The 23,392-nt window shown below is 63.4% G+C and carries 19 protein-coding genes; 8 read left to right on the top strand and 11 right to left on the bottom strand.

Translation table 11 applies throughout. The features are described from left to right. The 6 genes from KF886_26455 to KF886_26430 form a co-directional block, all read left to right on the top strand. Positions 1–604 (top strand): transposase (locus KF886_26455; protein ID MBX3180905.1); only part of this gene is annotated, 604 nt, incomplete at its 5' end. A gap of 172 nt (positions 605–776) precedes the next feature. Next, positions 777–959 (top strand): hypothetical protein, encoded by a 183-nt coding sequence (locus tag KF886_26450; GenBank protein ID MBX3180904.1) that lies wholly within the window; start codon positions 777–779, stop codon positions 957–959. A 45-nt stretch (positions 960–1,004) separates the two neighbouring features. After that, the gene (locus KF886_26445; GenBank protein ID MBX3180903.1) at positions 1,005–1,184 is read left to right on the top strand and encodes a hypothetical protein; all 180 of its coding nucleotides are present in this window, start codon (positions 1,005–1,007) and stop codon (positions 1,182–1,184) included. A 431-nt stretch (positions 1,185–1,615) separates the two neighbouring features. After that, positions 1,616–4,432, top strand: coding sequence for a PSD1 domain-containing protein (locus KF886_26440; protein ID MBX3180902.1), 2,817 nt, complete (start codon positions 1,616–1,618; stop codon positions 4,430–4,432). Then, entirely contained in the window at positions 4,429–5,874 is a 1,446-nt protein-coding gene (locus tag KF886_26435) for a DUF1501 domain-containing protein (protein ID MBX3180901.1), read from the top strand. The genes KF886_26440 and KF886_26435 overlap by 4 nt, the downstream gene beginning before the upstream one ends. 69 nt (positions 5,875–5,943) lie before the next feature. After that, complete coding sequence (locus KF886_26430) at positions 5,944–8,040, top strand: right-handed parallel beta-helix repeat-containing protein (GenBank protein MBX3180900.1); 2,097 nt, start codon at positions 5,944–5,946, stop codon at positions 8,038–8,040. Between the two features lie 804 nt (positions 8,041–8,844). On the opposite strand, the gene KF886_26425 is transcribed toward KF886_26430, so the two are convergent. The 11 genes from KF886_26425 to KF886_26375 all read right to left on the bottom strand — a co-directional run bounded on the left by KF886_26425 (position 8,845) and on the right by KF886_26375 (position 19,483). Beyond that, positions 8,845–9,828 carry a zinc-dependent alcohol dehydrogenase family protein gene (locus tag KF886_26425; GenBank protein ID MBX3180899.1) on the bottom strand — a complete coding sequence of 328 codons (984 nt, stop codon included), beginning with the start codon at positions 9,826–9,828 and terminating at the stop codon, positions 8,845–8,847. A 305-nt stretch (positions 9,829–10,133) separates the two neighbouring features. Further along, entirely contained in the window at positions 10,134–11,681 is a 1,548-nt protein-coding gene (locus KF886_26420) for a CDGSH iron-sulfur domain-containing protein (GenBank protein MBX3180898.1), read from the bottom strand. Between the two features lie 187 nt (positions 11,682–11,868). Further along, positions 11,869–12,060 carry a hypothetical protein gene (locus KF886_26415; protein MBX3180897.1) on the bottom strand — a complete coding sequence of 64 codons (192 nt, stop codon included), beginning with the start codon at positions 12,058–12,060 and terminating at the stop codon, positions 11,869–11,871. Positions 12,061–12,189: 129 nt separating this feature from the next. Continuing rightward, positions 12,190–13,098 (bottom strand): helix-turn-helix transcriptional regulator, encoded by a 909-nt coding sequence (locus KF886_26410; GenBank protein MBX3180896.1) that lies wholly within the window; start codon positions 13,096–13,098, stop codon positions 12,190–12,192. A gap of 816 nt (positions 13,099–13,914) precedes the next feature. Continuing rightward, on the bottom strand, positions 13,915–14,634 hold the full coding sequence (gene lptB / locus KF886_26405; GenBank protein ID MBX3180895.1) for an LPS export ABC transporter ATP-binding protein: 720 nt from the start codon (positions 14,632–14,634) through the stop codon (positions 13,915–13,917). A 94-nt stretch (positions 14,635–14,728) separates the two neighbouring features. After that, positions 14,729–15,625: a hypothetical protein gene (locus tag KF886_26400; GenBank protein ID MBX3180894.1), complete on the bottom strand. Its 897-nt coding sequence runs from the start codon at positions 15,623–15,625 to the stop codon at positions 14,729–14,731. Then, positions 15,622–16,218 (bottom strand): hypothetical protein, encoded by a 597-nt coding sequence (locus tag KF886_26395; GenBank protein MBX3180893.1) that lies wholly within the window; start codon positions 16,216–16,218, stop codon positions 15,622–15,624. Before KF886_26395 ends, KF886_26400 begins: the two co-directional genes overlap by 4 nt. Then, positions 16,215–16,991, bottom strand: coding sequence for a type III pantothenate kinase (locus tag KF886_26390; protein MBX3180892.1), 777 nt, complete (start codon positions 16,989–16,991; stop codon positions 16,215–16,217). Before KF886_26390 ends, KF886_26395 begins: the two co-directional genes overlap by 4 nt. Positions 16,992–17,032: 41 nt before the next feature. Further along, positions 17,033–17,884: a carboxylating nicotinate-nucleotide diphosphorylase gene (gene nadC, locus KF886_26385; GenBank protein ID MBX3180891.1), complete on the bottom strand. Its 852-nt coding sequence runs from the start codon at positions 17,882–17,884 to the stop codon at positions 17,033–17,035. A 176-nt stretch (positions 17,885–18,060) separates the two neighbouring features. Further along, positions 18,061–18,882, bottom strand: coding sequence for a monofunctional biosynthetic peptidoglycan transglycosylase (gene mtgA, locus KF886_26380; GenBank protein ID MBX3180890.1), 822 nt, complete (start codon positions 18,880–18,882; stop codon positions 18,061–18,063). Between the two features lie 115 nt (positions 18,883–18,997). Further along, positions 18,998–19,483, bottom strand: coding sequence for a hypothetical protein (locus KF886_26375; GenBank protein ID MBX3180889.1), 486 nt, complete (start codon positions 19,481–19,483; stop codon positions 18,998–19,000). A 267-nt stretch (positions 19,484–19,750) separates the two neighbouring features. Here KF886_26375 and KF886_26370 point away from each other — a divergent pair, with 267 nt between their 5' ends. Both KF886_26370 and KF886_26365 read left to right on the top strand, forming a co-directional pair. After that, positions 19,751–21,823 (top strand): hypothetical protein, encoded by a 2,073-nt coding sequence (locus KF886_26370; GenBank protein MBX3180888.1) that lies wholly within the window; start codon positions 19,751–19,753, stop codon positions 21,821–21,823. Between the two features lie 200 nt (positions 21,824–22,023). Further along, positions 22,024–23,247: an ATP-binding protein gene (locus tag KF886_26365; protein ID MBX3180887.1), complete on the top strand. Its 1,224-nt coding sequence runs from the start codon at positions 22,024–22,026 to the stop codon at positions 23,245–23,247. Positions 23,248–23,392 lie beyond the last annotated feature (145 nt).

Below are 23,392 nucleotides of genomic sequence, written 5' to 3'. Positions count from 1 at the left end.
TTTTATACCATCACAGCTCGGCTGGAGATTTCTATTAATGGTCATGCGTACGGTATACCGAAGAACTCACCATCCCTGGAACAATCCCGGTGAAGCCCATTACCTCACCTTCTCCTGCTTCAAGAAGCGCGCGTTCCTCGCCAGGGACCGAACCCGCCAGTACTTCCTCGACGCGCTGGCCAGCGCGCGCACGCGCCACTTGTTCGATCTCTGGGCCTATGTCATCATGCCTACCCACGCGCACCTGTTGCTGTTCCCGCGGCGCGAACACTACGACATGGGAGCGATAGAAACTTCGATTAAACTCTCCGTCTCACGGCGCGCCATGGCCTACCTTCGCAAGCACAACCCCGACGGTCTGCGCCACCTCGCGACCGGCCACATTCACACGCCATACCGATTTTGGACGTCGGGAAACGGATACGACCAAAACCTGGTTGCACTGAATGAAGCCCGCAATATGGCGACGTACATCCACAACAATCCTGTCTGTGCGGGGCTTTGTACGGAGGCCGAAGCGTGGCCGTGGTCCAGCGCCCGCGAATGGATCGAGGAGGGTAGTGGCCCGCTTTCGATTGATCGGGATTCCTTTCCCGAAGCTTGAGGCGGATACCGGGTGGGTGGGCTGCAAGCCGCTTACACAACGCCTCTCCCATGTCCTCCGCGCACGGAACGACTGGCACACGAAGTGGCGGAGCCACATCGCGTGGCACAAGTCGTTCCCGATATGACACGACAAACACTGTGCCACGCGATTCCGCCTCGGGCGGATTCGTGTGCCCGTTGTGAAGTTCGACTGGGACATTACGAACGCCCTGAACCAGCGATTCCAGCCCGAAGAGCTTTTTTCTCCCTACAAGCCGCTTACACAACGTCTCTCCCATGTCCTCCGCGCACGGGACGACTGGCACACGAAGTGGCGGAGCCACATCGCGTGGCACAAGTCGTTCCCGATATGAAACGACAAACACTGTGCCACGCGATTCCGCCTCGGGCGGATTCGTGTGCCCGTTGTGAAGTTCGACCGGGACGTTGCGAACGCCCTGAACCAGCGATTCCAGCCCGAAGAGCTTTCTCCCGACAAGCCGCTTACACAACGTCTCTCCCATGTCCTCCGCGCACGGGACGACTGGCACACGAAGTGGCGGAGCCACATCGCGTGGCACAAGTCGTTCCCGATATGACACGACAAACACTGTGCCACGCGATTCCGCCTCGGGCGGATTCGTGTGCCCGTCGTGAAGTTCGACTGGGACATTACACGGGTTTCGAACGCGCGGTTCCACGCTGGGGACCTTTCTCCCGACAAGCCGCTTACACATCCCCTCCCCCATGTCCTCCACCCGCGATACGACCGGCACACGAAGTGGCGGAGCCACATCGCGTGGCACAGACAGACCGCCATGTAATAAGGGAAACACCGTAAAGAAAACCCCAATGTGGAACGATGGGCGCAATCCGACATTGAAGAGCGCTTTTCGAGTTTTACGCGGGCCGGGTCATACAGGTATGATGGTTGGAGAGGTGGTGTTACACCCGGGGATGGGCCGTGTTCCGGTCCGTCCGCGGGGCGAATCGCCCTGAGGTATGGGGTCGAACACGCAGGAGTGAAGTAATGCGAGCCATCGTTGTTGTTGTGGGCGCCGCGCTTGCCGCGACGGCCTGGGCGGGGGAACAGGCGGTCACGTTCAGCCGCGACGTGCACCCGGTGCTGTCGAACAAGTGCTTTGGCTGTCACGGGCCGAGCGCGCCGGATCGCAAGGGGAATCTCCGGCTGGATGTCCCGGATGGGGACAGCGGCGCGCTGACGCCTCGGGCGGACGGCTACATTATCAAGCCGGGGAACCCCGAGGAGAGCGAGCTTTGGCGGCGCATCACGGCGACGGATCCGGACGACCTGATGCCGCCGGAAAATTCCCACAAGCCGCCGCTCACACCGGCGGAGCTGGCGGCGGTCAAACAGTGGATTACCGATGGCGCGGTCTATGAGCCCTTCTGGTCGTTTATCCCGCCCAGACACGCGCCCGAGCCGGAGTTGCAAGACCCCTCCTGGCCGGCCAACTTCATCGACCGGCGCGTGCTGGCGCGGCTGGAGAAGGCGGGCCTGACGCCGTCGCCGGAGGCGGACAAGCGCACGCTGCTGCGCCGGGTGACCTTTGACCTGACGGGTCTGCCGCCGACGCTGGAGGAAATTGAGCGCTTCCTGGCGGACGAAAGCCCGGACGCCTACGCGCGCGCCGTGGATGAATTGCTGGCGCGCCCGGCCTACGGCGAGCACATGACGCGCTACTGGGCGGACCTGGTGCGGCTGGCCGACACGAACGGGATGCACAAGGACTTCCACCGCGAGTTCTCGACCTACCGCGACTGGCTGATCCGGTCGTTCAACGACAACCTGCCCTACGACGAATTCCTCAAATACCAGCTCGCGGGCGACCTCTACGACAACCCCACGCAGGACCAGCTGGTGGCGTCGGGCTTCAACCGCCTCCACCTGATTATCGACGTGGGGACGGCGCTGCCGGAGGAGAGCCTCTTCAAGAACGTGCTCGATCGCGTGTCGGCGTTCGGCACGACGTTTCTGGGGCTGACCGTGCAGTGCGCGCAGTGCCACGACCACAAGTACGACCCGATCACCCAGAAAGAATTCTTCGAGATCTTCGCGTTCTTCAACAACTTCGCCGGCGAGCCCGAGACGACCAACCGCCCGGCGCGGGGCTTGCAGCCGCCATTCATCTACCTGACCAATCCGGAGCAGGAAGAGCAGATCGCGGCGTCGGAAGCAGATCAGGCGCGCATCGAGAACCTGATCGCGCGCATTCGCGAGCGCCAGCCCGCCGCACTGGCGCCGGAAAACGCGCAGCCCGCGCCCGCGCCCTGGATCTGGGTCAATGCCCCCGACTGGACGGGCCAGGTCGCGTTTCGCACGCTGCTGCACCTCGACGCCGCCCCCGATTCGGCGCTGCTCCGCTTCACCGGCATGACGTCCGCCACGGTGGAGATCAACGGCAGCGACGCCGGCACTGCCCGCGGTGTGGAGGGGGGCGTGGCGGCGGATATCGCCGGCCTGCTGCTCCCGGGCGAGAACCTGATTACGGCCCGCGCGGATGGCAATGCCGGTTTCGCGTTCCTGCTGGAATACGCAATCGCCGGCGAGAAGCATGTGTTCACCTCCAGCGCGAACTGGGAGGCGCGCCCCGAGGGCGAGGCCGATTGGAAGCCCGCCATCGAGGTGTTCACCCCGGAGCACGAGATGGTCTGGGCGAAGAACGCGGCCCCGGAGAACATCCGCCGACTGCGGCGCCAGGCCGGGGAAATCGAACGCGCGCGCCAGGCCTATCTCGACCAGATTCCCGCCGCAATGGTCATGCGCGAACGCGAGCCCGCGCGCGAGGCCACGATGTTCGCTCGCGGCGCCTACGACGCGCCCGGGGAGCCCGTGGAACGGAACACGCCGGCCTTCCTCCCGGCGATGGCGCCGGTGGATCGCCCGTATACCCGCCTGGACCTGGCGGAGTGGCTCGTGGCGCCGGACCACCCCCTTACGGCCCGGGTGCAGGTGAACCGGCTCTGGCAGCAGTTTTTCGGCATCGGCCTGGTGAAAACGTCGGAGGATCTGGGGGTGCAGGGCGAGCGCCCGAGCCATCCGGACCTGCTGGACGATCTCGCGCTGCGCTTCATCGAGTCGGGCTGGGATACCAAGGCGCTCGTGCGCGCGATTGTCCTCAGCAACACGTACCGGCAGCGGTCCGACGCCCCGCCGGAGGCCTTCCAGCGCGATCCGGAGAACCGGCTGCTGGCGCGGGGCGCGCGCTACCGCATGGACGCCGAGATGATCCGCGACCAGATCCTGCTGGTGAGCGGCCAGCTCAACCCGGCCATTTATGGGCCCAGCGTGAAGCCGCCGCAGCCGCCCGGGCTGTGGGAAATGGTGAGCATGGCGGAGCCCTTCACCTACGTGGCGGATACGGACGAGCGCATCTACCGGCGCAGCCTGTATACCTACTGGCGCCGGGGGATGCCGCCGCCGCAGATGACCATCATGAACGCGCCCTCGCGCGAATTCTGCGTGGCGCGGCGCGAGCGCACGAATACGCCCCTGCAGGCGCTGCTGATGATGAACGAGCAGGAGTACATGAAGGCGGCCCGGGCCTGCGTGCAGTCGACGCTCGAGCCCGGGATGCCGCCGGAGGAGGGCCTGCGGCGCATCTACGAAAAAATCACCAGCCAGGAGCCCTCGCCGGCGCGCACGCAATTCATGCTGCAAACCCTGGAGGAATTCCGGGACATTTACCGGCGGGACCCGGAAAACGCCACGCAACTGGCGCCGGAACTGGCCGAGGCCGGCCATGAAGAACGCGCGGACCTCGCCGCCTGGACCATGATGGCCCACAGCATGCTCAATCTGGAACTCGCAAAGGTAAGACGATGAGCCACGAATCATTCCAACGCTTCTGCGACACCATGAACCGACGCCAGTTCATCACCCGCGCGAGCATGGGGCTCGGCGCACTGGCGCTGGGCTCCCTCGGGCCGGGGGCCGCCGCCGCGCGACCGGAGAACGCCCATTTCACCCCGCGGGCGAAGCGGGTCATCTTCTTGTTTATGGCGGGCGGCCCCAGCCAGCTGGACCTCTTCGACTACAAACCGGATCTGGAGAAGCTCCACGGCCAGCCCCTGCCGAAGGAGATCAGCCGGGGGCAGCGTGTGACGGCGATGACCCGCGGCAATGACCAGGTGATCTGCGCGTCCATCTTCAAGTTCGCGCCGCAGGGTCAGAGCGGCCTGGTGATGAGCGAGCTCCTGCCCCACCTCTCCACCTGCGCGGACGATCTGTGTCTCATCAAGTCCACGCACACCGGCGCGATCAACCACGACCCCGCCAAGACCTTCTTCTGCACCGGGGCCGAAATGCCCGGCCGCCCCAGCATGGGCGCCTGGCTGAGCTACGGCCTCGGCACGCTGAACAAGGACCTGCCCGATTTTGTCGTGCTGTCATCGGCCGTCTGGTCGGGCAAAGTCAACGTGCAGGCGCTCTACAGCCGCCTCTGGGGCGCCGGCCCTCTCCCCACCCGGCATCAGGGCGTCGCCTTCCAATCCGCCGGCGACCCGGTGCTCTTCCTTTCCAACCCGCCCGGCGTCACCCGCGAGGCCCGGCGCAAGATGCTCGACTTCGTGGCGAAAGTGAACGCGGAGCAGGAAGCCGTCACGGGCGACCCGGAAACCCGCACCTCGATCGCGCAGCAGGAAATGGCCTTCCGCATGCAGCTGTCCGTTCCCGAACTGACGGATCTCTCCGATGAAAGCCCCGCAACCATGGCCATGTATGGGCCAGAGGTGGATACGGTGGGCTCCTTCGCGCGCAACTGCCTGCTGGCGCGGCGCATGGCCGAGCGCGACGTGCGCTTTGTGCAGCTGTTCCACCGCGGCTGGGACCACCACACCCGCCTTCCGGAGAATATTCGCGGCCAGGCCCGGGACGTGGACCAGCCCATCGCGGGCCTCCTCCAGGACCTCAAGCAGCGCGGCCTCCTCGACGACACCCTCGTGGTCTTCGCCGGCGAGTTCGGTCGGACGACCTACGCCCAGGGCATGAAGGAAAACGACCGCACGGACTACGGGCGCGATCACCACCCCCGCTGCTTCACCACCTGGATGGCGGGCGGCGGCATCAAGGGCGGGATCAGCCACGGCGAAACCGACGACTTCTGCTACAACATCGTGAAGGACCCCGTCCATGTCCGGGATCTGCACGCAACCATGCTGCACCAGCTCGGCGTGGACCACAACAAACTGAGCTTCCCCTTCCAGGGCCTCGACCAGCGGCTCACCGGCGTGGAGCCGGCGTATCCGATCAAGGCCATCCTCGCGTAAGGGAACCTCACACAAAACTCGGATCGTGCGCCCCGGCCCGCCGCGACAATGGATGAGGAAACGTCCCGCATGCGAACCATAGCCCGCATCGCCGCAGTGGTGTTGCTTGCCGCAAGCCCCGCGCCCGCCGCGCCGGCCACGCTCCATGTCGCGCCGTGGGGCAGCGACGCGCAGGACGGATCGGAGGTGGCCCCGTTCCGCACGATCCAGCGCGCGGCGGACGCGATTCAGCCGGGGCAGACGTGCCTCATCCATGGCGGGCGCTACCGGGAGCGCGTGCGGCTGACGCAATCCGGCGCGCCCGACATGCCGATCGTCTTTCAGGCCGCCCCGGGCGAGGAGGTCATCCTCGATGGGACCGAGCCGGTGGACACGCCCTGGACCTCGGCGGATGGCCGCATATTCCGCACGCCGCTGGACGAGACTACGGACCAGGTGTTTTTCCAGGGCCGGGCGATGATGCTTTCCCGCTGGCCCAACATGACTTTTCAAGAGAATTGGGAAGATGCGAAGAAATGGGGTCGCACCGGCGCGGGATCGGCGCGCGGGCTCGTCATGAGCCCGGAGCTGGCGGCCCTGGGCGAAAGCCTGGCGGGCGCGCGGCTCGTCATCAAGCTCGGCAAGGGCAACAACGCCTTCAGCCGCGCCATCCTGGAGCACGAAGCGGGCCGGCCCGGCCTGCGCTGGGACGACCGGGACTTCTACGACAACCAGCGGCTCACCGGCGAGGATGGCCGCACGGACCGCATCAACACCTTCGGTCTCGAGAACAACCGCTATTACGTGTTTGATCACCGCGCGCTGCTGGACGCGTCCGAGGAGTGGTTCTACGACGATCAGGCGAAGGAACTCCTGTTTATCCCGCCCGTCGGCGAGGCGCCCGCGCCCGGGGCGGTCCATGTAAAACGGCGCGCCGAAGGCTTCACGGGCGACGGCGTCGAGCACGTCGAGATCCGGGGCATCACCTTCTTCGGCTGCACGGCGACCTTCACACGCGCGCGCCGGGCAAGCATCGACGCGTGCAGATTCCTGTATCCCTACGAGCTGCTCTCCATGCGCGACAACCCGCAGGTGAAGGAAGATCAGCGTCCGGTCACGGTGCGGGGGGAGCATTGCCTGCTGCGCGCGTGCCTCGTGCAATACGCGCCGGGAACGTCCATCCATGTGTCCGGGCGCGCCAACCGCATCGAGAACGGCATCGTCACGGAGGGCAGCCGCCACGGGCGCCACGGCGACCCGAATGTCGTGCTGGAGTATGATCGCCGGCCCGCCGCCGGGGCCGGGGATGACGCGGCGCGCTGGGCCTACTCCACCGAGGAAGGCAACACCATCGCGCGCTGCACCATCTTCAACGGGAGCGGCGTCGGCATCTACCTCTTCGGGCCAGGCCCCGGAACGGCCGCGTATAACCACCTGTTCAACCTGGGCCGCTACTGCACCGATGTCTCCGCGCTGTACATCCCCAAGGGCGCCAACCGCGCGTGGACCGGCTTCCACCACAACTGGATCCACGACATCAACGGGATCGGCCTGCGCTGCGATCAGGACGGCGAGCAGGTCCTGATCCACCACAACGTCGTGTGGAACTGCAAGGCCGGGGGCAAGGCCAATGGCTACGACTTCCGCATCTTCCACAACACCATCTTCGTGAACAATCCCGATCACCCCCTCCTCCTGGTCAAGCAGAAGCAGGTGGAGGTGGTGTCCGACTGGCCCGTGCAGAACAACGCCGTCTACCGCCTCGCCGACCGCCTCGACCTCCGCGAGTACCGCGCCATGAGCGACGAGCAGAAGGCCGCGCGCGATTACGTCGTGGATGTTCCGGAATCCCCCGCGATCCACCACAACCACCGTATCCCGTCCGGCGGGGAAGCCGCGCTCTTCGTCAGCCCCGACGAAGACGCCCCCGACCTCCGCCCCGCGCCCGGCGGCCCTCTCATCGACGGCGGCGCCCCCATCCCCGGCGTCAACAACGGTTTCCAGGGCGCCGCGCCCGACATCGGCGCCTACGAACACGGCGGCGAATACTGGGTCCCCGGCGCGGACTGGTGGCCCGACGGCCAGGCCCCGCCCCGGACCATGGCCGAAGCGACCACGCGCGCGCACGCCATGACCGGGGAGGGCCGGCTGTATCGGGAAGCGCGGGAGGCGTATGGGGAGCAGTGAGGCAAGCAGCCTACTTTGAGTATGCTATTTTGGCATAGGCCATAACGTGTACCTTGCCGAAAGCGGGGAGTACCCGAGGGAGCTCATTCACCATGTCCAGGAAGACAAGCTCTCGCAAGAAGGCGATCTCCACGAAAGCGGATACTACGCAGGAACTCGGGACGCTCATCCGGGAAGTTCGCGAGCTTATAACGTCCGCTCGGTATTCCGCCTCCCGCGCGATCAACACGCTGCACGTTACGACAAACTTCGAAATTGGACGGCGTATAGTCGAACAAGAGCAAAAAGGTTCGGCGCGCGCCGAATACGGGTCGGCGTTACTCAAGTTGCTCTCGGAGCAGCTAACGAAGGAATTCGGGCGTGGGTTCTCCCGGAGGAACCTTGAATATATGCGCAAATTCTTCCTGTGGATTCGAGATGAGACGATGGAGATTTCGCAATCACCGATTGCGAAATCAAATCCAGGGCGGGCGAGCAAGCGCGCGCTGGCGGGTTCCCCGGAATCGCAGACGGCCCTTCCGGAAAATTTGCTCCCCCTAACCTGGACACATTACATAACGCTTCTCGCCATCGATGACCTTGACGAGCGCGATTTCTACGCCGTTGAAGCCAACAATTCAAACTGGTCTGTTCGCGAACTCAAGCGCCAGGTAGCCTCCTGCCTGTATGAACGCCTCGCCCTCAGCCGAAACAAGGCCTCAGCGCGCTCCGGAGAAATACCGCCCGCCTCCGCGATATACGCCTCACGCCGTTGCACTGAGGGGTCGGATGCCACGTTGCCGGAGGGCATCGGCTTTCCTTTACTTACTCCATGGATTCGCAAAGCCGGCGGTCGACTGCAATTGCGATCTTTCCTTGAATACCGTTATTGGGAGTCTCCAGCCGGGCATGGGCGAGCGGAATATCGGAAAGCGGATAGATGGCGCCAATGTGCGGCTTCATCTGGCCGCGCTCTATCAATGCGCTCAACTCATCCAGCTTGCCGCGGTTCTGCCGTGTGAAAACGAAGTGATAGCTCGCGTTCTTCCCCCACGCCTGAATGACGTTCTGTGGCTGTGCGGTATCCACGATCGAGACAACGCGGCCAAGTTGCGCGAGCGTGTCGGGGCTGCGCGATAAGGTGTCGCCGCCGATGGTGTCGAACACGACATCGACGCCGCGGCCACCCGTTTCCCGCATGACGGCGTCGACATAATCTTCCCTTTTGTAGTCGATGAGCACGTCGGCCCCCAGACTTTGTGCGAACTCAAACTTCGCTTCGCTCACCGTCGTAAAGACCCGCGCTCCCATGGCCTTCGCGAGCTGGATCGCCACATGGCCGACGCCTCCCGCGCCTCCGTGTACCAGAATGCTTTCCCCCACTCTTAGCGCCGCACGTACGACCAGGGCCTCCCACACCGTTCCGCCAACCAGGGTCAGGCTTGCCGCCTCAAGATGGCTTAGGGTGGGAGGCTTCTTTCCGACAATGCTCTCGCCGGCAACGTGGTACTCGGCATAACTGCCTGGCCCGTCGAAAATTTGCGGGGTGTACCAGACTTCGTCTCCTGGAGAGAAGGCATTCACACCCGGCCCGACTTCTTCGACAACGCCAGATACGTCGTGCCCGGTAATGGCCGGCAGTTGGACCAGGTCGGGATAATCGCCACGCCGGATCTGGAAATCCAGCGGATTGATGGAGGTTGCATGGACCCGGACCAGAACTTGGCCCGCGCCCGGCACGGGCTTGGGCACGTCACAAAGCTCGAACGATTCCGGGCCGCCAAATGATTTAAGTACTATCGCTTTCATTGCAATCCTCATTTACAGCAATCGAAATCTCGTGAATTGCCGATATAGATGCCAAAAAAATTACAGTAGCCTCCACAAGCTTTTGCAAAGACGGCGCTGCGCCGTAAACTCCGCCGATTTCGGATCCCAAACTGGGGACACCCAGCTTCGTGGGCCGGTAATTTGGGTGTCCCCCTTAGCGAAAGGCATTGCGTCTCGGTGTAGCACTGGCTACCGGGAGCGCCCTATCGCGGCAGGGTTTGTCGTCAAGAGAGTCATTTCGGCGCAGGGCGGGTAGCCGGTTATCCACCGCCGTATTATTCGGCTTATCGAGTTTCGCTGAACCCAGACCATTCGATACCCGCCAGTTCCGCAAGTTGTCTATCCCAACTTGCGAGATCACTCTTCTTGAACTGATTGAGATGATCGTGGCCGCAGGCGCGAGCCATAACTTGCATGAGTTCGACGCTTGCTTCGAAGAAATTTGCAAGGCGCTGTGCCGCCACTTCCATATTGAGTTTCTTGCGGAGTTCCGGCTTCTGCGTGGCGATACCGGCCGGACAGAGATTGGTGTTACACATGCGGGCGCCCACACAGCCGATGGCCTGAATCGCGGAGTTTGACACCGCGACTCCGTCCGCTCCCAACGCCAGGGCTTTGGCAAAGTCGGTATGCGTTCGCAACCCCCCGGTGATGATCAGGGTGACGCGCCCGCTGGCGCCGATTTTGTCCAGGCGGTGCCTCGCACGGGCGAGCGCGGGAATCGTAGGGACGGAGATATGGTTGCGAAAGAGTAAGGGAGCCGCACCGGTGCCGCCTCCCCGCCCGTCCAAAATGATGTAGTCGGCCCCTGCGGAGACTGCGAAGTCGATGTCTTGCTCTATGTGCTGTGCGCTCAGCTTAAATCCGATGGGGATGCCGCCGCTCACTTCCCGAACCCGGTCGGCGAAGTTGGAGAAATCTTCGACAGTATTCAAATCGGAAAAGGTCGGAGGCGATACGGCTGGCTGACCTGCGGGAATACCTCGGACTTCCGAGATGCGCCCGATGTTCTTGTTGCCGGGCAAGTGGCCGCCCGTTCCCGTCTTCGCTCCCTGCCCGCACTTGAAGTGGAAGGCCTGGACACGCGTGAGCAGGGATTCAACATAGCCGAACTTGGCGGAGGCCAACTCGTAAAAATAGCGGCTGTTTGCCTGCTGTTCTTCGGGCAGCATGCCGCCTTCTCCCGAGCAGATGCCCGTGCCCGCGAGCTCTGCCCCTTTGGCCAGCGAAACCTTGGCCTCTTCTGACAATGCGCCAAAGCTCATATCGCTGACAAACAGCGGGATGTTGAGGTGAAGCGGCCTTTTTGCTTCCGGCCCGATCACGAGCTCAGTGCCGACGGCGACGTCTTCGAGAAGCGGTTTGGCGGAAAGTTGTGCCACCATGAATTGAATGCCGTCCCAGTCGGGCAGCTCGGAACGGGGAACTCCCATGGCTCCCATTTCCCCATGGTGACCGAGTTTGCTGAGACCTTCGCGGGCCAGTTGATGAATGAAAGCAACCGTTGGCTCTTCCGGCGTCGGCTCGGGTTCAGGCATTTCGCCGGCGTCGCCGCCGGTTTCAAGTGCAAACTCATTGCCGACCTGATCCGCCGGAACCTTCGCATGCTTGCCATCGCAAAAGGGGGCGTTGCCGGTCTGTTTGCACTGGCAGAGGTAGGCCTCGCCATCCCCCTCCGCGGTGAACGGCATTGGCGTGAAGGAAGTTCCCTTGTGCGATCCATCGCAGAAAGGTTGCCTCGCGGACCTTCCACACCTACAGAAGTAGTATTCCATTCCCGCCGTGAGATCGACGGGGATCGGTTTATTGTCAGCGACTTTGGGTTTCATGATGTTTATCTGCCGCACGTTGAAGCCTCCGCCGCCGGCCGCCCGCGAATAGCGGACTACTAACCGGCGAGTCAATTCTCGATCGCGGGCGTAGCCGGTCAACTACGTTATCTTGATGGGGTCCGCCCCCGAGGGGATGCGGACGTTTCAGCAAGTAATAGCACCGTGCTCGCCGTCGTACCACCGCAGCTTACCAAGCCGAACTGTAAAGCTCAAAAAACGAAGAACAAGCTCCGCGGGGCGCCTTTGCCAAGGCGGTGACCTCGGGCCGCAGGACGGGGACTTCGATGCTCATAGCCCGTTGAAACAGCCCGCTCCGGTGATCGGTGAGCAGCATTGCCGCGTCGTTCGGGTCGATGATCCACTCGCTGACGTTGGCCATGATATTCTCCTTAAGAGAAGAGTACTCGGTTCTGTACCGCGACACCGCGATGTCTGGATAGCAGAATAGCGGACCGGATCGGGAGGGTATCGGCGGTTCTTGCGGGATTTTTGGCGATTCTTGCTGTCTTCAGGTGAATCGCTTGGGGGTGACGCCGACGAGCCGTTTGAAGTGCCGGGTGAGTTGGCTTTGATCGCTGAAGCCGACCTCTATGGCGATCTGGGCAAGCGAGAGCTGTTCCGCAGCGATGAGTCGCTTGGCGCGCTCGACCCGCTGGTGGATGACGAACTGATGCGGCGGCATGCCGGTCGTCTGCTTGAACAGCCGGGCGAAGTGGAATTCGCTCAGGTGGGCAACACCGGCAAGGTCGGCAAGGGCGATGTTTTGGTCGAGGTGGGCGTGGATGTACTCTTCGACCGCCCGGAACGCATGTTGCGCGAGCCGGCCGCCCGACCCGCGGATGGCGCCGTTTGAACCCTGCCTGTTGGAGAACTGTCGGATCAACTGGACAGCCAGCACGTTCGCCAGCGACTCGGCACACAGCCGCCCCCCCGGACCGCCGGTGAGCAGCTCGCGGCGAAGGGCCGTGAGGGCACCGATCACCTCGGGGCTGGATTGGTCGTAGTAGCGAACTGGAAAATGAACGCGGGCCGGGTCGAGATCGAATGCTTCTTCAGCCACCTTGGCGACCAGGGCCGGAGAAAGCTGGTATTGGGTCGAGTCGCACGTATTGCCCCACCGCCATCGGCTCTCGGCGCGGGGCGGCACGAGCGTCACCGCATGCGGCAAGCCGTCCCCTTGGTAGCGGCAATCGTCGCAACGGTGATCGGCACGCTCGGGAACGGTTTCACCATTGAAGATGAGCAGCAAACATTCGAGGGGCGGGTGAACCAAGTCGCTTGGGGGCTGCCGCGGGTCGTGTTCGACCCGAAGCCCATGCCAGCCGAGCGCGGCGCTCGTGTGCCGGAACGCGAATGGAACGTGTGCCAGCCGCTCATCGGGGTTGAGCAACTTCGGCGGATGGACTTTTCGCTTCATCCTGCACCACTCCCGGCGACCGCCGCATCCCGCCAACGTTTAGTGGCCACTCGCACAGGGGACTGCAAACCCGAACCAGCCTGAGCGGCGGGGCACTGCTGCAACGCCTTGTTCGGCATTACTACTTACTCACCAACGACCTTCACCGTAGTATATTCGGGGCCAACTTCATCGCAAGCGAATTGCGGATCGAATGGTTACAGAGGACTGGATTCGAACTGCGCATCCTCCGACTGTGAAACGGATTACATCATCGCATGCGGAATCGTGAAATATCCAGCCCGGAAAACCAAGGGACGGAATACCAAGGAACAGTCCATCATGGGGCTTCGCCTCACCTATGAACGATGAAATCGGCTGATGGCGCCAGCGCCGAACTGCGCATCGCGAGAATACCGCCTCACTGCAGTTCGGTTGGTTGGTGTACTTAATTCAAGGCAGACTTTGTATTTTCGTAACACTTTAGCCGTACAAAGCAGCGCCCGTTCACTATCGTCATGCCGCGATACTGCGAAGAGAGCGCGCAAGGCTGGGAGCGCAGGCGTCCCCGCCTGCAACGCACCGGAGGTGCATAGCGCGCTTGCAATATCGGCACACTTGATCGGGAAGACGATTGGACCCGGATTCCCGGCATTGATCAAATTCGCGCCTTCGGCGCGTTGCGGGCGGGCCGCCCGGGCTCCCATTGGTCTGCACTATCGGTGTGTGGCGGGTTTGTGTCGTAGAGGAATCAAGCCAACTTCATTCCGCTGAAGTCTTACCAAGGATCCGGATCGACACACGTTTACGACCGTTTGCCATGCCCCCCCGGCCCCTTCAGGCCATCTGGAAGCGGTCGCCGAGGTAGTATTTGCGGGCGGTCGGGTCGGCGGTGATTTCTTCGGGGGTTCCGTCGACTTTCACCTCGCCTTCGATGATGATGTAGGCGCGATCCGAGATGCCGAGGGTTTCGCGGACGTTGTGGTCGGTGATGAGGACGCCGATGCCCTTCTGCTTGAGCTGGGCCATCATGTCCTGCAGGTCGGCGACGGCGATGGGATCGATCCCGGCGAAGGGCTCGTCGAGTAGGAAGACCCGGGGGTCGGTGACGAGGGCGCGGGCGATTTCGGTGCGGCGGCGCTCGCCGCCGGAGAGGGTGTAGGCGGGGCTCTGGGCGAGGTGGGCGATGTTGAGCTCGTCGAGGAGCTCGTCGGCGCGGCGGTTCATTTCCTGGCGCGTGAGGGGCTGGTATTCGAGGATGGCGAGGACGTTCTGGCGCACGGTGAGCTGCCGGAAGACGGAGGGCTCCTGGGGCAGGTAGGCGATGCCGGCGCGCGCGCGCAGGTACATGGGCTGGCGGGTGACGTCCTGGCCGTTGTAGACGACGCGGCCGGCGTCGGGCCGGAGCAGGCCGACGATCATGCCGAAGGTGGTGGTTTTGCCGGCGCCGTTGGGGCCGAGCAGGCCGACGACTTCGCCGGGGCTGACGGCGACGGACACGCCGCGCACGACCTTGCGCTTCTTGAAGGCTTTTTCGAGGCCTTCGGCGTGGAGCATGGGATCGCCGGCGGGCGCGCGGCGGATTGCGGCGGGCGCGGTGGGCGCGGGTTCGGGCGGTCGGGTCGCGGGCTTGCTTTTCCGTGCCACGGCGTCAGAGCCCTTTCACGAGGTCGGGGTAGGCCGCGTGCAGGAGGAGGCGGTTCTGGCGGACCTGCTGCCCGGGCGTCTGATCCGATATCTTGAGCAGATCCTCGATCTCCTGGGTCAGCGTTGCGCCGGCCCACGCGCTGCGCTTGAACATGCCGGGCCGCTTGAGCACGCCGTTGATCTGGCCGAGCACCTGGCCCTTCGCGCCGACGAGCGCGGCGGTGTCCATGGTGGTGAGCATGCGGCGGGGCTCCTCGCCCAGGCGCGAGAGGATCTGCTTGCCCGGGTTGTCGCCCTCCGCCGCGGCCTGCGCCTTGATGGTGTCGAGGAAGCGCGCCCAGTCGGTGATGTCGCTTTCGGCGAGCAGCCCAGGGATGTCCGCGCCGCCGCCGCCATTGCCGCCGCCACTGCCATCGCCGCCCTGAATGGCCATTTCCTTGACGTTGCCCTGGCGGAGTTCATAGGCGCCGGTTTCCATGTTGATCATGATCTCGTCGGCCGTGAGCCCCTTGAAATCGGCGGAGTCGAGCACGGGATTTCCGGTGAAGGTCAGGTCGCCCGTTTCCAGGTTCCAGTCGGCGCGCTGCGCGGTGATGTGCGCGTCGGGGTGCGTGATGTCCACGTTGCCGCGCATACTGATCTTCGCCGGGGTGTTGCGCCCGTCCACCCACACGAAGGTGATCAGGTCCGCCTTGATGGGCAGGTTGGGTTGCGTGCTGTCCTCGGAGATGAGTTCGATCTCCACGCCGCCCGAGAGCTTGTCGAGGCGGCGCGAGTTGATGTTACCCGTCATCACGCCCGCCTTCACGGACATCCGGGAGTAGCCTTCCGTGCCGCCCTGGGCCCGCGCGGGCCCGGCCAGCATGCACGCCGCCAGCAGCAGCGCGATCAATCGGTTCATGGTGTCGTTCCTTCAAACGTAATTTCGCCGGTGACCTCACGCAGCTCGATGGTCTGCGCGAGCACGTTCAGCCGCAGGCTGGCGGCTTCCAGTTTCTGGGTCGGGCTGGTGATGCGCAGCGGGCGATCGCTCCAGGCGTGGCCGCCGCCGCCTTCCGCCCCGGGGAGTATGGCCCAGGTGATCTCTTCCAGCTCGATGATCATATCGTCGACTTCGGCGGTCACCCCGCCGCTGAGCACGGCCCGCTCCCCCTCCACAAAGGCGCCGCTCGCCGCCTTGAACTTATACGGCGCCGCGCCCGGCGCGCTTGCGGGCGCCACGGCCTCCGCGCCCTCGAAGGACAGGGTGTTCATGTCGCCGCGCATCCCCGTGACCCGCTCCGCGCGGATGGACAGCAGCGGCTTCACGTCCTCGCCGGGGGTGTCGGTCGACGGCCAGAGGTCCATGGAGACATTTTCCATCACGTCCTCGGGCGGCGCGGCATCCCCGGGAGCGGCCTGTTCCGCGGCGTCCGGCGTCGCCGGGGCGTCGGGCGCGGACTCTCCGCACCCCGCCGCGAGCACGGCCAGCATCAGGAGCAGCGCGCGCTTCATGCGCCGGGTCTCGGGTTCTTGTGGTACACGGCCTTCAGTCCCTTCAGCGTAAGCAGCGGATCCACGATATCGATGCCCGCGCAGTATTCCGCCATCAGCCCCGATATGCCGCCCGTGGCGATGACGGTCGGGGATCCGCCCATCTCTTCCTTAAACCTTTGCACGAGCCCGTCCACCAGCCCGGCGTAGCCGTAGGTCAGGCCGGATCGTATATTCGTTACGGTGTCGCGCCCGATGGCGCAGGCGGGCCGGCTGATCTCGACGCGCGGCAGTTTCGCGCAGTGCTCGAAGAGCGCCTCCGCCGAAAGCTGCACGCCGGGCACGATCGCGCCGCCGCACCACTCCGCGCGCGCGGTCACGGCGTCGAAGGTGAGCGCGGTGCCGAAATCGATAACAATCAAGTCGCCCTCGTGCTCCTCCAGCGCGCCCACCGCGTTCACGATGCGGTCGGCGCCCACTTCCTTGGGGTTGTCGCACTGCAACTGGAGCCCGGTCTTCACGCCGGGGCCGACCATGAGCGGCGCCACGCCAAACGCGGCCCGGCTCACTTCCTGGAGCGCCATATTCAATTGCGGCACGACACTGGACACGCAGCACCCGTCAATTGAGGACGGGGCCACGCCTTCGCCGCGCAGCAGCATCGTAAAGAGGATGCGCAGCTCGTCGCCGGTGCGGTAGTTGTTCGTGCCCACGCGCCACTGGCCCTGGAGCGTATCGCCCTGGTAGAGCCCGAGCACGGTGTTCGTGTTTCCCACGTCAATTACGAGGAGCATGTTTCGTTGATTCCGTTAGACGACGTTTCAGGGGGGCGCATTCACGAACCCGCGGGCCGGATCAGCAATGAAAGGTCTATCGCGGGCGCGGAATGCGTTATTGCGCCGGTGGAAATGAAATCCACCCCGGTTTCCGCGATCGCGCGCACCCGGTCCAGCGTGACGTTGCCGCTCGCCTCCAGCACGGCGCGACCGCCGTCCCAGTTGTTCGCCGTGCGGACCGCCTGCGCCATGGTTTCGAGGTCCATGTTGTCGAGCATGATGACGTCCGCCCGCGCGTGCAGGGCCTCTTTTAGTTCTTCGAGGTTGGTCACCTCCACTTCAATGCGCACGAGGTGATGCACGTTCGCGCGGGCGCGGCCGATGGCCTCGGCGATGCCGCCCGCCGCCGCGATGTGGTTTTCCTTGATCAAGATGCCGTCGGTGAGGTTGAAGCGGTGGTTCGCGCCGCCGCCATGCCGGACCGCGTCCTTTTCGAGAAAGCGCAGCAGCGGCGTGGTCTTGCGCGTGTCGCACACCTGGCAATCCAGGCCCGCCAGCGCGTCGGCGAAGCGCCGGGTGAGCGTCGCGACGCCGGAAAGGCGCTGCACGAAGTTCAGCGCGGTGCGCTCGGCGGAAAGCACCTCCCGTGTATGGCCCATGAATGCGGCGACCGTGTCGCCCGGCGCGAAGGCCGCCCCGTCCTCCAGCCCCGACCAGCCCTCGGGCGCGGCGCCCGCCAGCTCGAAGGCGCGGCGAAACACCGCGATGCCGCTGAGCACCCCCGCCTCCTTGGCGCGCAACGTCACGGCGCAACGATCCCCGGCGTCCACGAGTGCGCGCGAAGTGATATCGCCGTGGCCGATGTCTTCAGCCAGCGCGGCGGACAGGGTCTCGTCTATGGAATGCTTCATGGGGCATCGTCCTTGCCCCGGCGGGCGCGAAGGCGCATGCCGGGATTCTCGGGCGCACTGCGTTGGGGAGCGGGCCGCCTGAATCGGTCGCGGTCTGTCCGGAATGGCCAAACAGGAGCGGCAGAATAACACATTTTCGACGATTTGTGCGAGAAACAGGCGGGTTTCGCGCCGGATCAGCGCGCTTCGAGGTAGGCCGGTCCGCCCAGGTTGTGCATCTGCCCCATGATCCACGCCTGGCGTTCCTGGAGGTAGGCCGTCGGCTGGAGCGGCGATCGATCGCGGGGCGCCGGCAACACCGCCGCAAGCAGGGCGCTCTCGGCGCGGGTCAGGTCGCTCGCGGGCTTGCCGTAGTAGTGCTGGGCGGCGGCTTCCACGCCGTAGATGCCCTGCCCCATCTCCGCAATATTGACATAAACCTCTAATATCCGCCGCTTTCCCCAGCAAAACTCTATGCCGAACGTAAACCAGACCTCCAGCCCCTTACGTAACCATGAACGGCCCGGCCACAGGAACACATTCTTCGCGACCTGCTGGCTGATCGTGCTGCCCCCGCGCAGTCGGCCCCCATCCAGCCGCGTTTGAATCGCCGCCCGGATCTGCTTGAAGTCAAAGCCGTCGTGTTTGAAAAACAACTGATCCTCCGCCGCAATCACCGCCAGCAAGAACTCCGGAGCGATCTCGTCGTACGCGCGCCAGCGTTTGCGCACGTCTTCCTCTTCCTGCACGTGCCGCAGGAGCATGAGCGGGGTCAGCGGCGGATTAACGTAGCGGTAGGTCAGGATCCAGGCGGATGACAGGATGAGAAAAACGAGGGTGAAGACGACGCTCAGCTTGAGGCCCCAAACAAAAACCCGGCGACGCCAGGATCGGCTGGACTCGGAAGGCGGCCTGGACGCGGTCGCATCCGCCGCCGCTCGGGGCTTGCGCGGCGCCCTCGGTTTACGTGGCTTGCTCGCGCGCGGGAATTTCGGCGCGCCCTCTCCATCCGCCCCCATTGTCTGTTTTCGTTTTTTCGCGCTCGATCTTGGCTTGTTTCCGGCTGTTTTTGGGCCTGGCTTCTTCGGCGTGGTCATGCCGTACAGCCTGTGGCGCCTCCCGCTACCCTACCGGCTACCATTGGTAGTTCCACTGCACCGGCCAGTCCTTGCAGTCCGCCGTGCCGTAAAACTTGCCGGTGCTGGTGTCCAGTATGGTCACATGACGCCGGCCGGGTTTCTCCTGGTAGCTGGCCCAGTAGCCCGTGTTCGGCTCCAGGCGACCGCTGTGAAAGCGCTCCGCCTTGGACTGAAACCACTTGAGCATTTCCTGGGCCCGAAGGGGCCGCCCGTGGGGGCATCGCTCGGTAATCAGGTCGGAAGTTTCCAGTTCCGTGAAGCCCGCGCGGATGAATGCATCGGACAGGAAATGCGCGCAGTTGTTGGACACCCGGTCTCCCCCGGCGCAGGTCTCGTTGTACGCCTTCGCCGCATCCTCCAGGGTGGGCGTGTAGCCGCGCGCGGCGCGCATCCGCTCTAGCTCTTTCGGGCTCTTGGCGCAACCCGAGGCGAACACGGCCAGCGGAAGCGCTGCCGCAAAGATAAGACGAAATGTGGTCACGTGGCGTGGCTCTCCGCGTTAATTTTCCGCACTCGTGTAAAGAGATTATATCAGTCCCGGGCGGACCGCGTCTAGATATGGTATGTGTCGTTCCAGTTTTCTGGCTGATCACCCAATCCGTGGCGCAACGCACGCCAGGTATTTAACTTGACAGGATATCGGGATCTCGATATGGTTCAGGGGCATTGCATACGATCAAATGCGACTTGCGCCCCGCTGCCCCGTGTTTGACTCACCACGATGCACAACGTGATGCCAGGAACTGCAATGACGACCTTAAATCGCCGAGCATTCATGCTTACCGGAACGGCCGGTGTGGCCGCCGCTTCCGCCTGCCTTTTCGGAGCGAGCGGCTGTTCACCTGTCTCGTCCGCAGCACCCGACCTTGAATCGAGTCCGGGTTCGAAATCCAATATCCTGGACACGCCGAAGCTGATGAATATGGGCTTCCACTATACGACGCAATTCAGCCGAAGGACCCGCGTCAATGTGCTGGGGCTGGTGGATCACGCCACGGACGAATGGGAACGGTGGTACCACCAGGCCCACGAACGCGAGTTCGTGCAAGAAATTGCCGGCGCGGGCTACAGGATTATCGAAGTCCACTTCATGCAGGGTTTCGGGATCGAAGGGGAAAAACGGGAGTACGAACTGACTCGGAAGATGGTGGCGCACGCCCACGAGGCGGGCCTGACGGTGTTCGGCTATCTGCAATTCTTCTCGGTCCAGAAGGAGCTGTTCTTCCTGGAAAACCCGTGGGCCCGGGATTGCCCGCAGCTCGATCACAACGGCGCGCCCATCGTTTACAACTACGACCGGCCCGCGCTGTGCTTCACCCATGAAGCCGTGCGGCAATACTACCTGGACGCCGTGGAAATCGGGCTTACCTATTGCGATCTGGATGGAATCCGGCTGGACAACGACTATTTCCGGGGCTGCTATTGCGCCCATTGCCAGCGGGAGTTCACCGCCTACCTGAACGAGCGCTTCAGCCCCGCCGAGGCCCGCCGGGTTTTCGGGCTGGATACCACGGATGGGATGGAGTTCGTGCCCGAAGACCGGAGCAACGCGGCCTCGATAACGGACCCCCTGTATCTCGAAATGGTGACGTTCCGCATGGTGCAACGGCAGCGGATGATGGCTCTCCTGCGGGAGAAGATCGACGCCGTCAAACCGGGCGCCATACTGGGCGGGAATCCCGCGATATCACGGCATCCGAATGATGCCGCGGGCCGGCATGTGTATATTCCCGATCTGGGGAAGACCCACCATCTCGTCTGCGCCGAGAATTCGCTGTTCCCGGCCCGAACGGGCGACTCGATCCGCCATCAGGTGGTGGCCTACAAGTACGGGCAATCCTGTAACTTCAAGGTATTCCCATCCCATCACCTGTACACGCCGGAAGGCAAGACGCGCTGGCCGGAAACGATGCAGGAATGCGCCCTGTCTCTGTGTGAGGCGCTTGCCTTTGGCGGCCATGTCCCCTGCACCACCTGGGGCATGCGGATGGACGGCGCGGCGGACAAGACGCTCTATGAACGGGCCCACTTCCTCGAAGCCCTGGCGCCGGTGCGCGATTTTCTCCGAGACCACGATTCCATATACAAGAAAAACGCCTCCTCGGCCAAGATCGGTATCTATGTGAACCGGGAAACGCAGATTGCCGATGTCGCGGCGTACTGGTATTCGTTCCAGGGCTTTGTCCAGCTTATGCTGCGCCACAAGATCCCTTTCCGCTTCGTGGATGGCGATACGGACGACACACTGGCGGATATCGACGTGCTCCTGGTCGGAAATATCCGGCTTGTCAGCGATGCCCAACTGGAGCGCATCCGGCAGTTCGCGAAAACGAAAAAGGCCATCATTACGGGCCAGTCCTTTCACTTCGACGAGCACCTTCTCCGCCGCGATCCGTCGGCATTCGCGGAATTGCTTGCGAGCGAAAACGTTATTCATCTACCCAGAATGCCCGAGCGGGTCAGTTCCAAGAGCGTCGAATACCACGCGGGAAACTACCACTTTCTTCCCCTGCCCACGCGGGGGGATGAATTCATGAAGCATCTGCTGCAGGTCCATACCCCGCCGGTCACGGTTGTGGGATCGCCGTTCATCGCGATAGACACGTTCACGAACGATCAGGGCGAGGAATTCATCCACCTGCTCAACTACGACAACACGTCACCACGGGATGTGGACGTGGCATTCGGGCGAGAGGTGAATGCGGAAGTACTCTCCCCCGGGGCGCTGGGCTGCGCCGCTTCGGATGTATCCCACGGCAACGGAAAAACGCAGGTCCGCCTGAGAAACCTGCATACCTACGCGGCCATCAAGACGACGTAGCAGACCGCGGGCTTTTGGCGCTGCCGGAGGCCAACTTCTCACGGCCTGTGGGTACCGCAATTACCGAGGACGAGCGATAGAGAACGCAAACCATAGCACCCACTACTTCGGGTTCCAAGTGGGATTTTTTCATTGACGATGACGCAAGAAGTCGATAAAATGCAATCAGATCGCATTTTATCGACTTTTTGAGAACAAAAATGTACCAAAAGAGAACATTGGAGACGTTTTTTGTCCGGGCGAGTCGGCAATTTCCCGTGGTTATGGTCAGCGGCGCCCGACAGGTGGGCAAGACGACTTTTCTCCGCCACATGGCGGGTGAGGACCGGCGCTACGTCACGCTGGACGACCCCCTGGCGTTGCAGCTCGCGCAGAACGACCCAGCGTTGTTCATGCAGCGCTTTCCCGCGCCAGTCCTGATCGACGAGATTCAGTACGCGCCGGGGCTATTGCCCTACATCAAGATGGCTGCGGATAGTTCGTCGGAAAAAGGCCGGTACTGGCTCACGGGCTCCCAACAGTTTCACCTGATGAAAGGCGTGTCCGAATCTCTGGCGGGCCGGGTGGCGATGATTGATTTGCTCGGAATGTCGCGGTGGGAGATTGAAGGATGCCCGGAGCCCAACCTGCCCTTTCTCCCGACACGCGAAGAAATCGAAAGGCGTGTCTTGGCCATGCCCGCACTGGAACTCAGCGGGCTCTTCCAGGCCATCTGGCGTGGGTGCTATCCCGCGCTTGTGACCATACCGCAGATAGAGTGGGATCTGTACTACAGTTCGTATGTGAAAACCTACCTTCAGCGCGACGTTCGCGATCTGGCGCGTGTGGGAGACCAGGCGGCTTTTCTGCGCTTCCTGCGGGCCGCGGCCGCGCGAACGGGTCAACTGCTGAACGTGGCGGATCTGGCGCGCGATGCGGACATCGCCCCGAACACGGCAAAAAGCTGGTTGTCGATTCTGGAAACCTCCGGCATCGTCTACCTGCTCCCGCCGTACTTCGCGAATGTAACCAAACGGTTCGTCAAGACACCGAAACTCTACTTCCTCGATTCCGGCCTGTGCTCCTATCTGACGGGCTGGTCGAGTCCCGAGACGCTGGAAGCCGGCGCGATGTCCGGCGCGTTTTTGGAAACCTGGGTCCTGTCCGAAATCCTGAAGTCGTGGTCCCACAACGGGCGCAGGGCGCCCCTGTATTTTTATCGGGATCACAGCCGGCGGGAGGTCGATCTGCTGATCGTTCAGGACGGCGCCCTCTATCCTCTGGAAATAAAGAAGTCGGCTTCTCCGGGGAAGGACGCCGTTCGGAGTTTCGCCGCGTTGGAGGCATTGGGCATGCCGGTCGGACCGGGCGGTGTCGTCTGCCTGGCGCAGACCCATCTGCCGCTGACCGGCAACGTGTCGATCATACCCGTGGCAGCAATCTGAGCACCCCCCGGCACGTTGCATTCCTTGCATATGGGCCTGAGCCACCTCGATGCGACAAACAATTGGCTCATCCGGTTTGAGCGTACGGGATTATTCATAGGCGTTTCTCCGTGCCCGAACTATCCGGGACCGCGAATGTATGCCG

It is taken from the genome of Candidatus Hydrogenedentota bacterium (genome assembly GCA_019637335.1).
GTDB lineage: Bacteria > Hydrogenedentota > Hydrogenedentia > Hydrogenedentales > JAEUWI01 > JAEUWI01.
The sequence above is the reverse complement of the archived record's forward strand: the minus strand, read 5'-3'. Positions and strand labels throughout refer to the sequence as shown.

Coding starts and splice junctions, on each gene's coding strand:
- KF886_26440 (MBX3180902.1), top strand. CDS start 1,616: ATGCGAGCCATCGTTGTTGTTGTGGGCGCCGCGCTTGCCGCGACGGCC.
- KF886_26435 (MBX3180901.1), top strand. CDS start 4,429: ATGAGCCACGAATCATTCCAACGCTTCTGCGACACCATGAACCGACGC.
- KF886_26430 (MBX3180900.1), top strand. CDS start 5,944: ATGCGAACCATAGCCCGCATCGCCGCAGTGGTGTTGCTTGCCGCAAGC.
- KF886_26425 (MBX3180899.1), bottom strand. CDS start 9,828: ATGAAAGCGATAGTACTTAAATCATTTGGCGGCCCGGAATCGTTCGAG.
- KF886_26415 (MBX3180897.1), bottom strand. CDS start 12,060: ATGGCCAACGTCAGCGAGTGGATCATCGACCCGAACGACGCGGCAATG.
- KF886_26410 (MBX3180896.1), bottom strand. CDS start 13,098: ATGAAGCGAAAAGTCCATCCGCCGAAGTTGCTCAACCCCGATGAGCGG.
- lptB (MBX3180895.1), bottom strand. CDS start 14,634: ATGCTCCACGCCGAAGGCCTCGAAAAAGCCTTCAAGAAGCGCAAGGTC.
- KF886_26400 (MBX3180894.1), bottom strand. CDS start 15,625: ATGAACCGATTGATCGCGCTGCTGCTGGCGGCGTGCATGCTGGCCGGG.
- KF886_26395 (MBX3180893.1), bottom strand. CDS start 16,218: ATGAAGCGCGCGCTGCTCCTGATGCTGGCCGTGCTCGCGGCGGGGTGC.
- KF886_26390 (MBX3180892.1), bottom strand. CDS start 16,991: ATGCTCCTCGTAATTGACGTGGGAAACACGAACACCGTGCTCGGGCTC.
- nadC (MBX3180891.1), bottom strand. CDS start 17,884: ATGAAGCATTCCATAGACGAGACCCTGTCCGCCGCGCTGGCTGAAGAC.
- mtgA (MBX3180890.1), bottom strand. CDS start 18,882: ATGGGGGCGGATGGAGAGGGCGCGCCGAAATTCCCGCGCGCGAGCAAG.
- KF886_26370 (MBX3180888.1), top strand. CDS start 19,751: ATGACGACCTTAAATCGCCGAGCATTCATGCTTACCGGAACGGCCGGT.
- KF886_26365 (MBX3180887.1), top strand. CDS start 22,024: ATGTACCAAAAGAGAACATTGGAGACGTTTTTTGTCCGGGCGAGTCGG.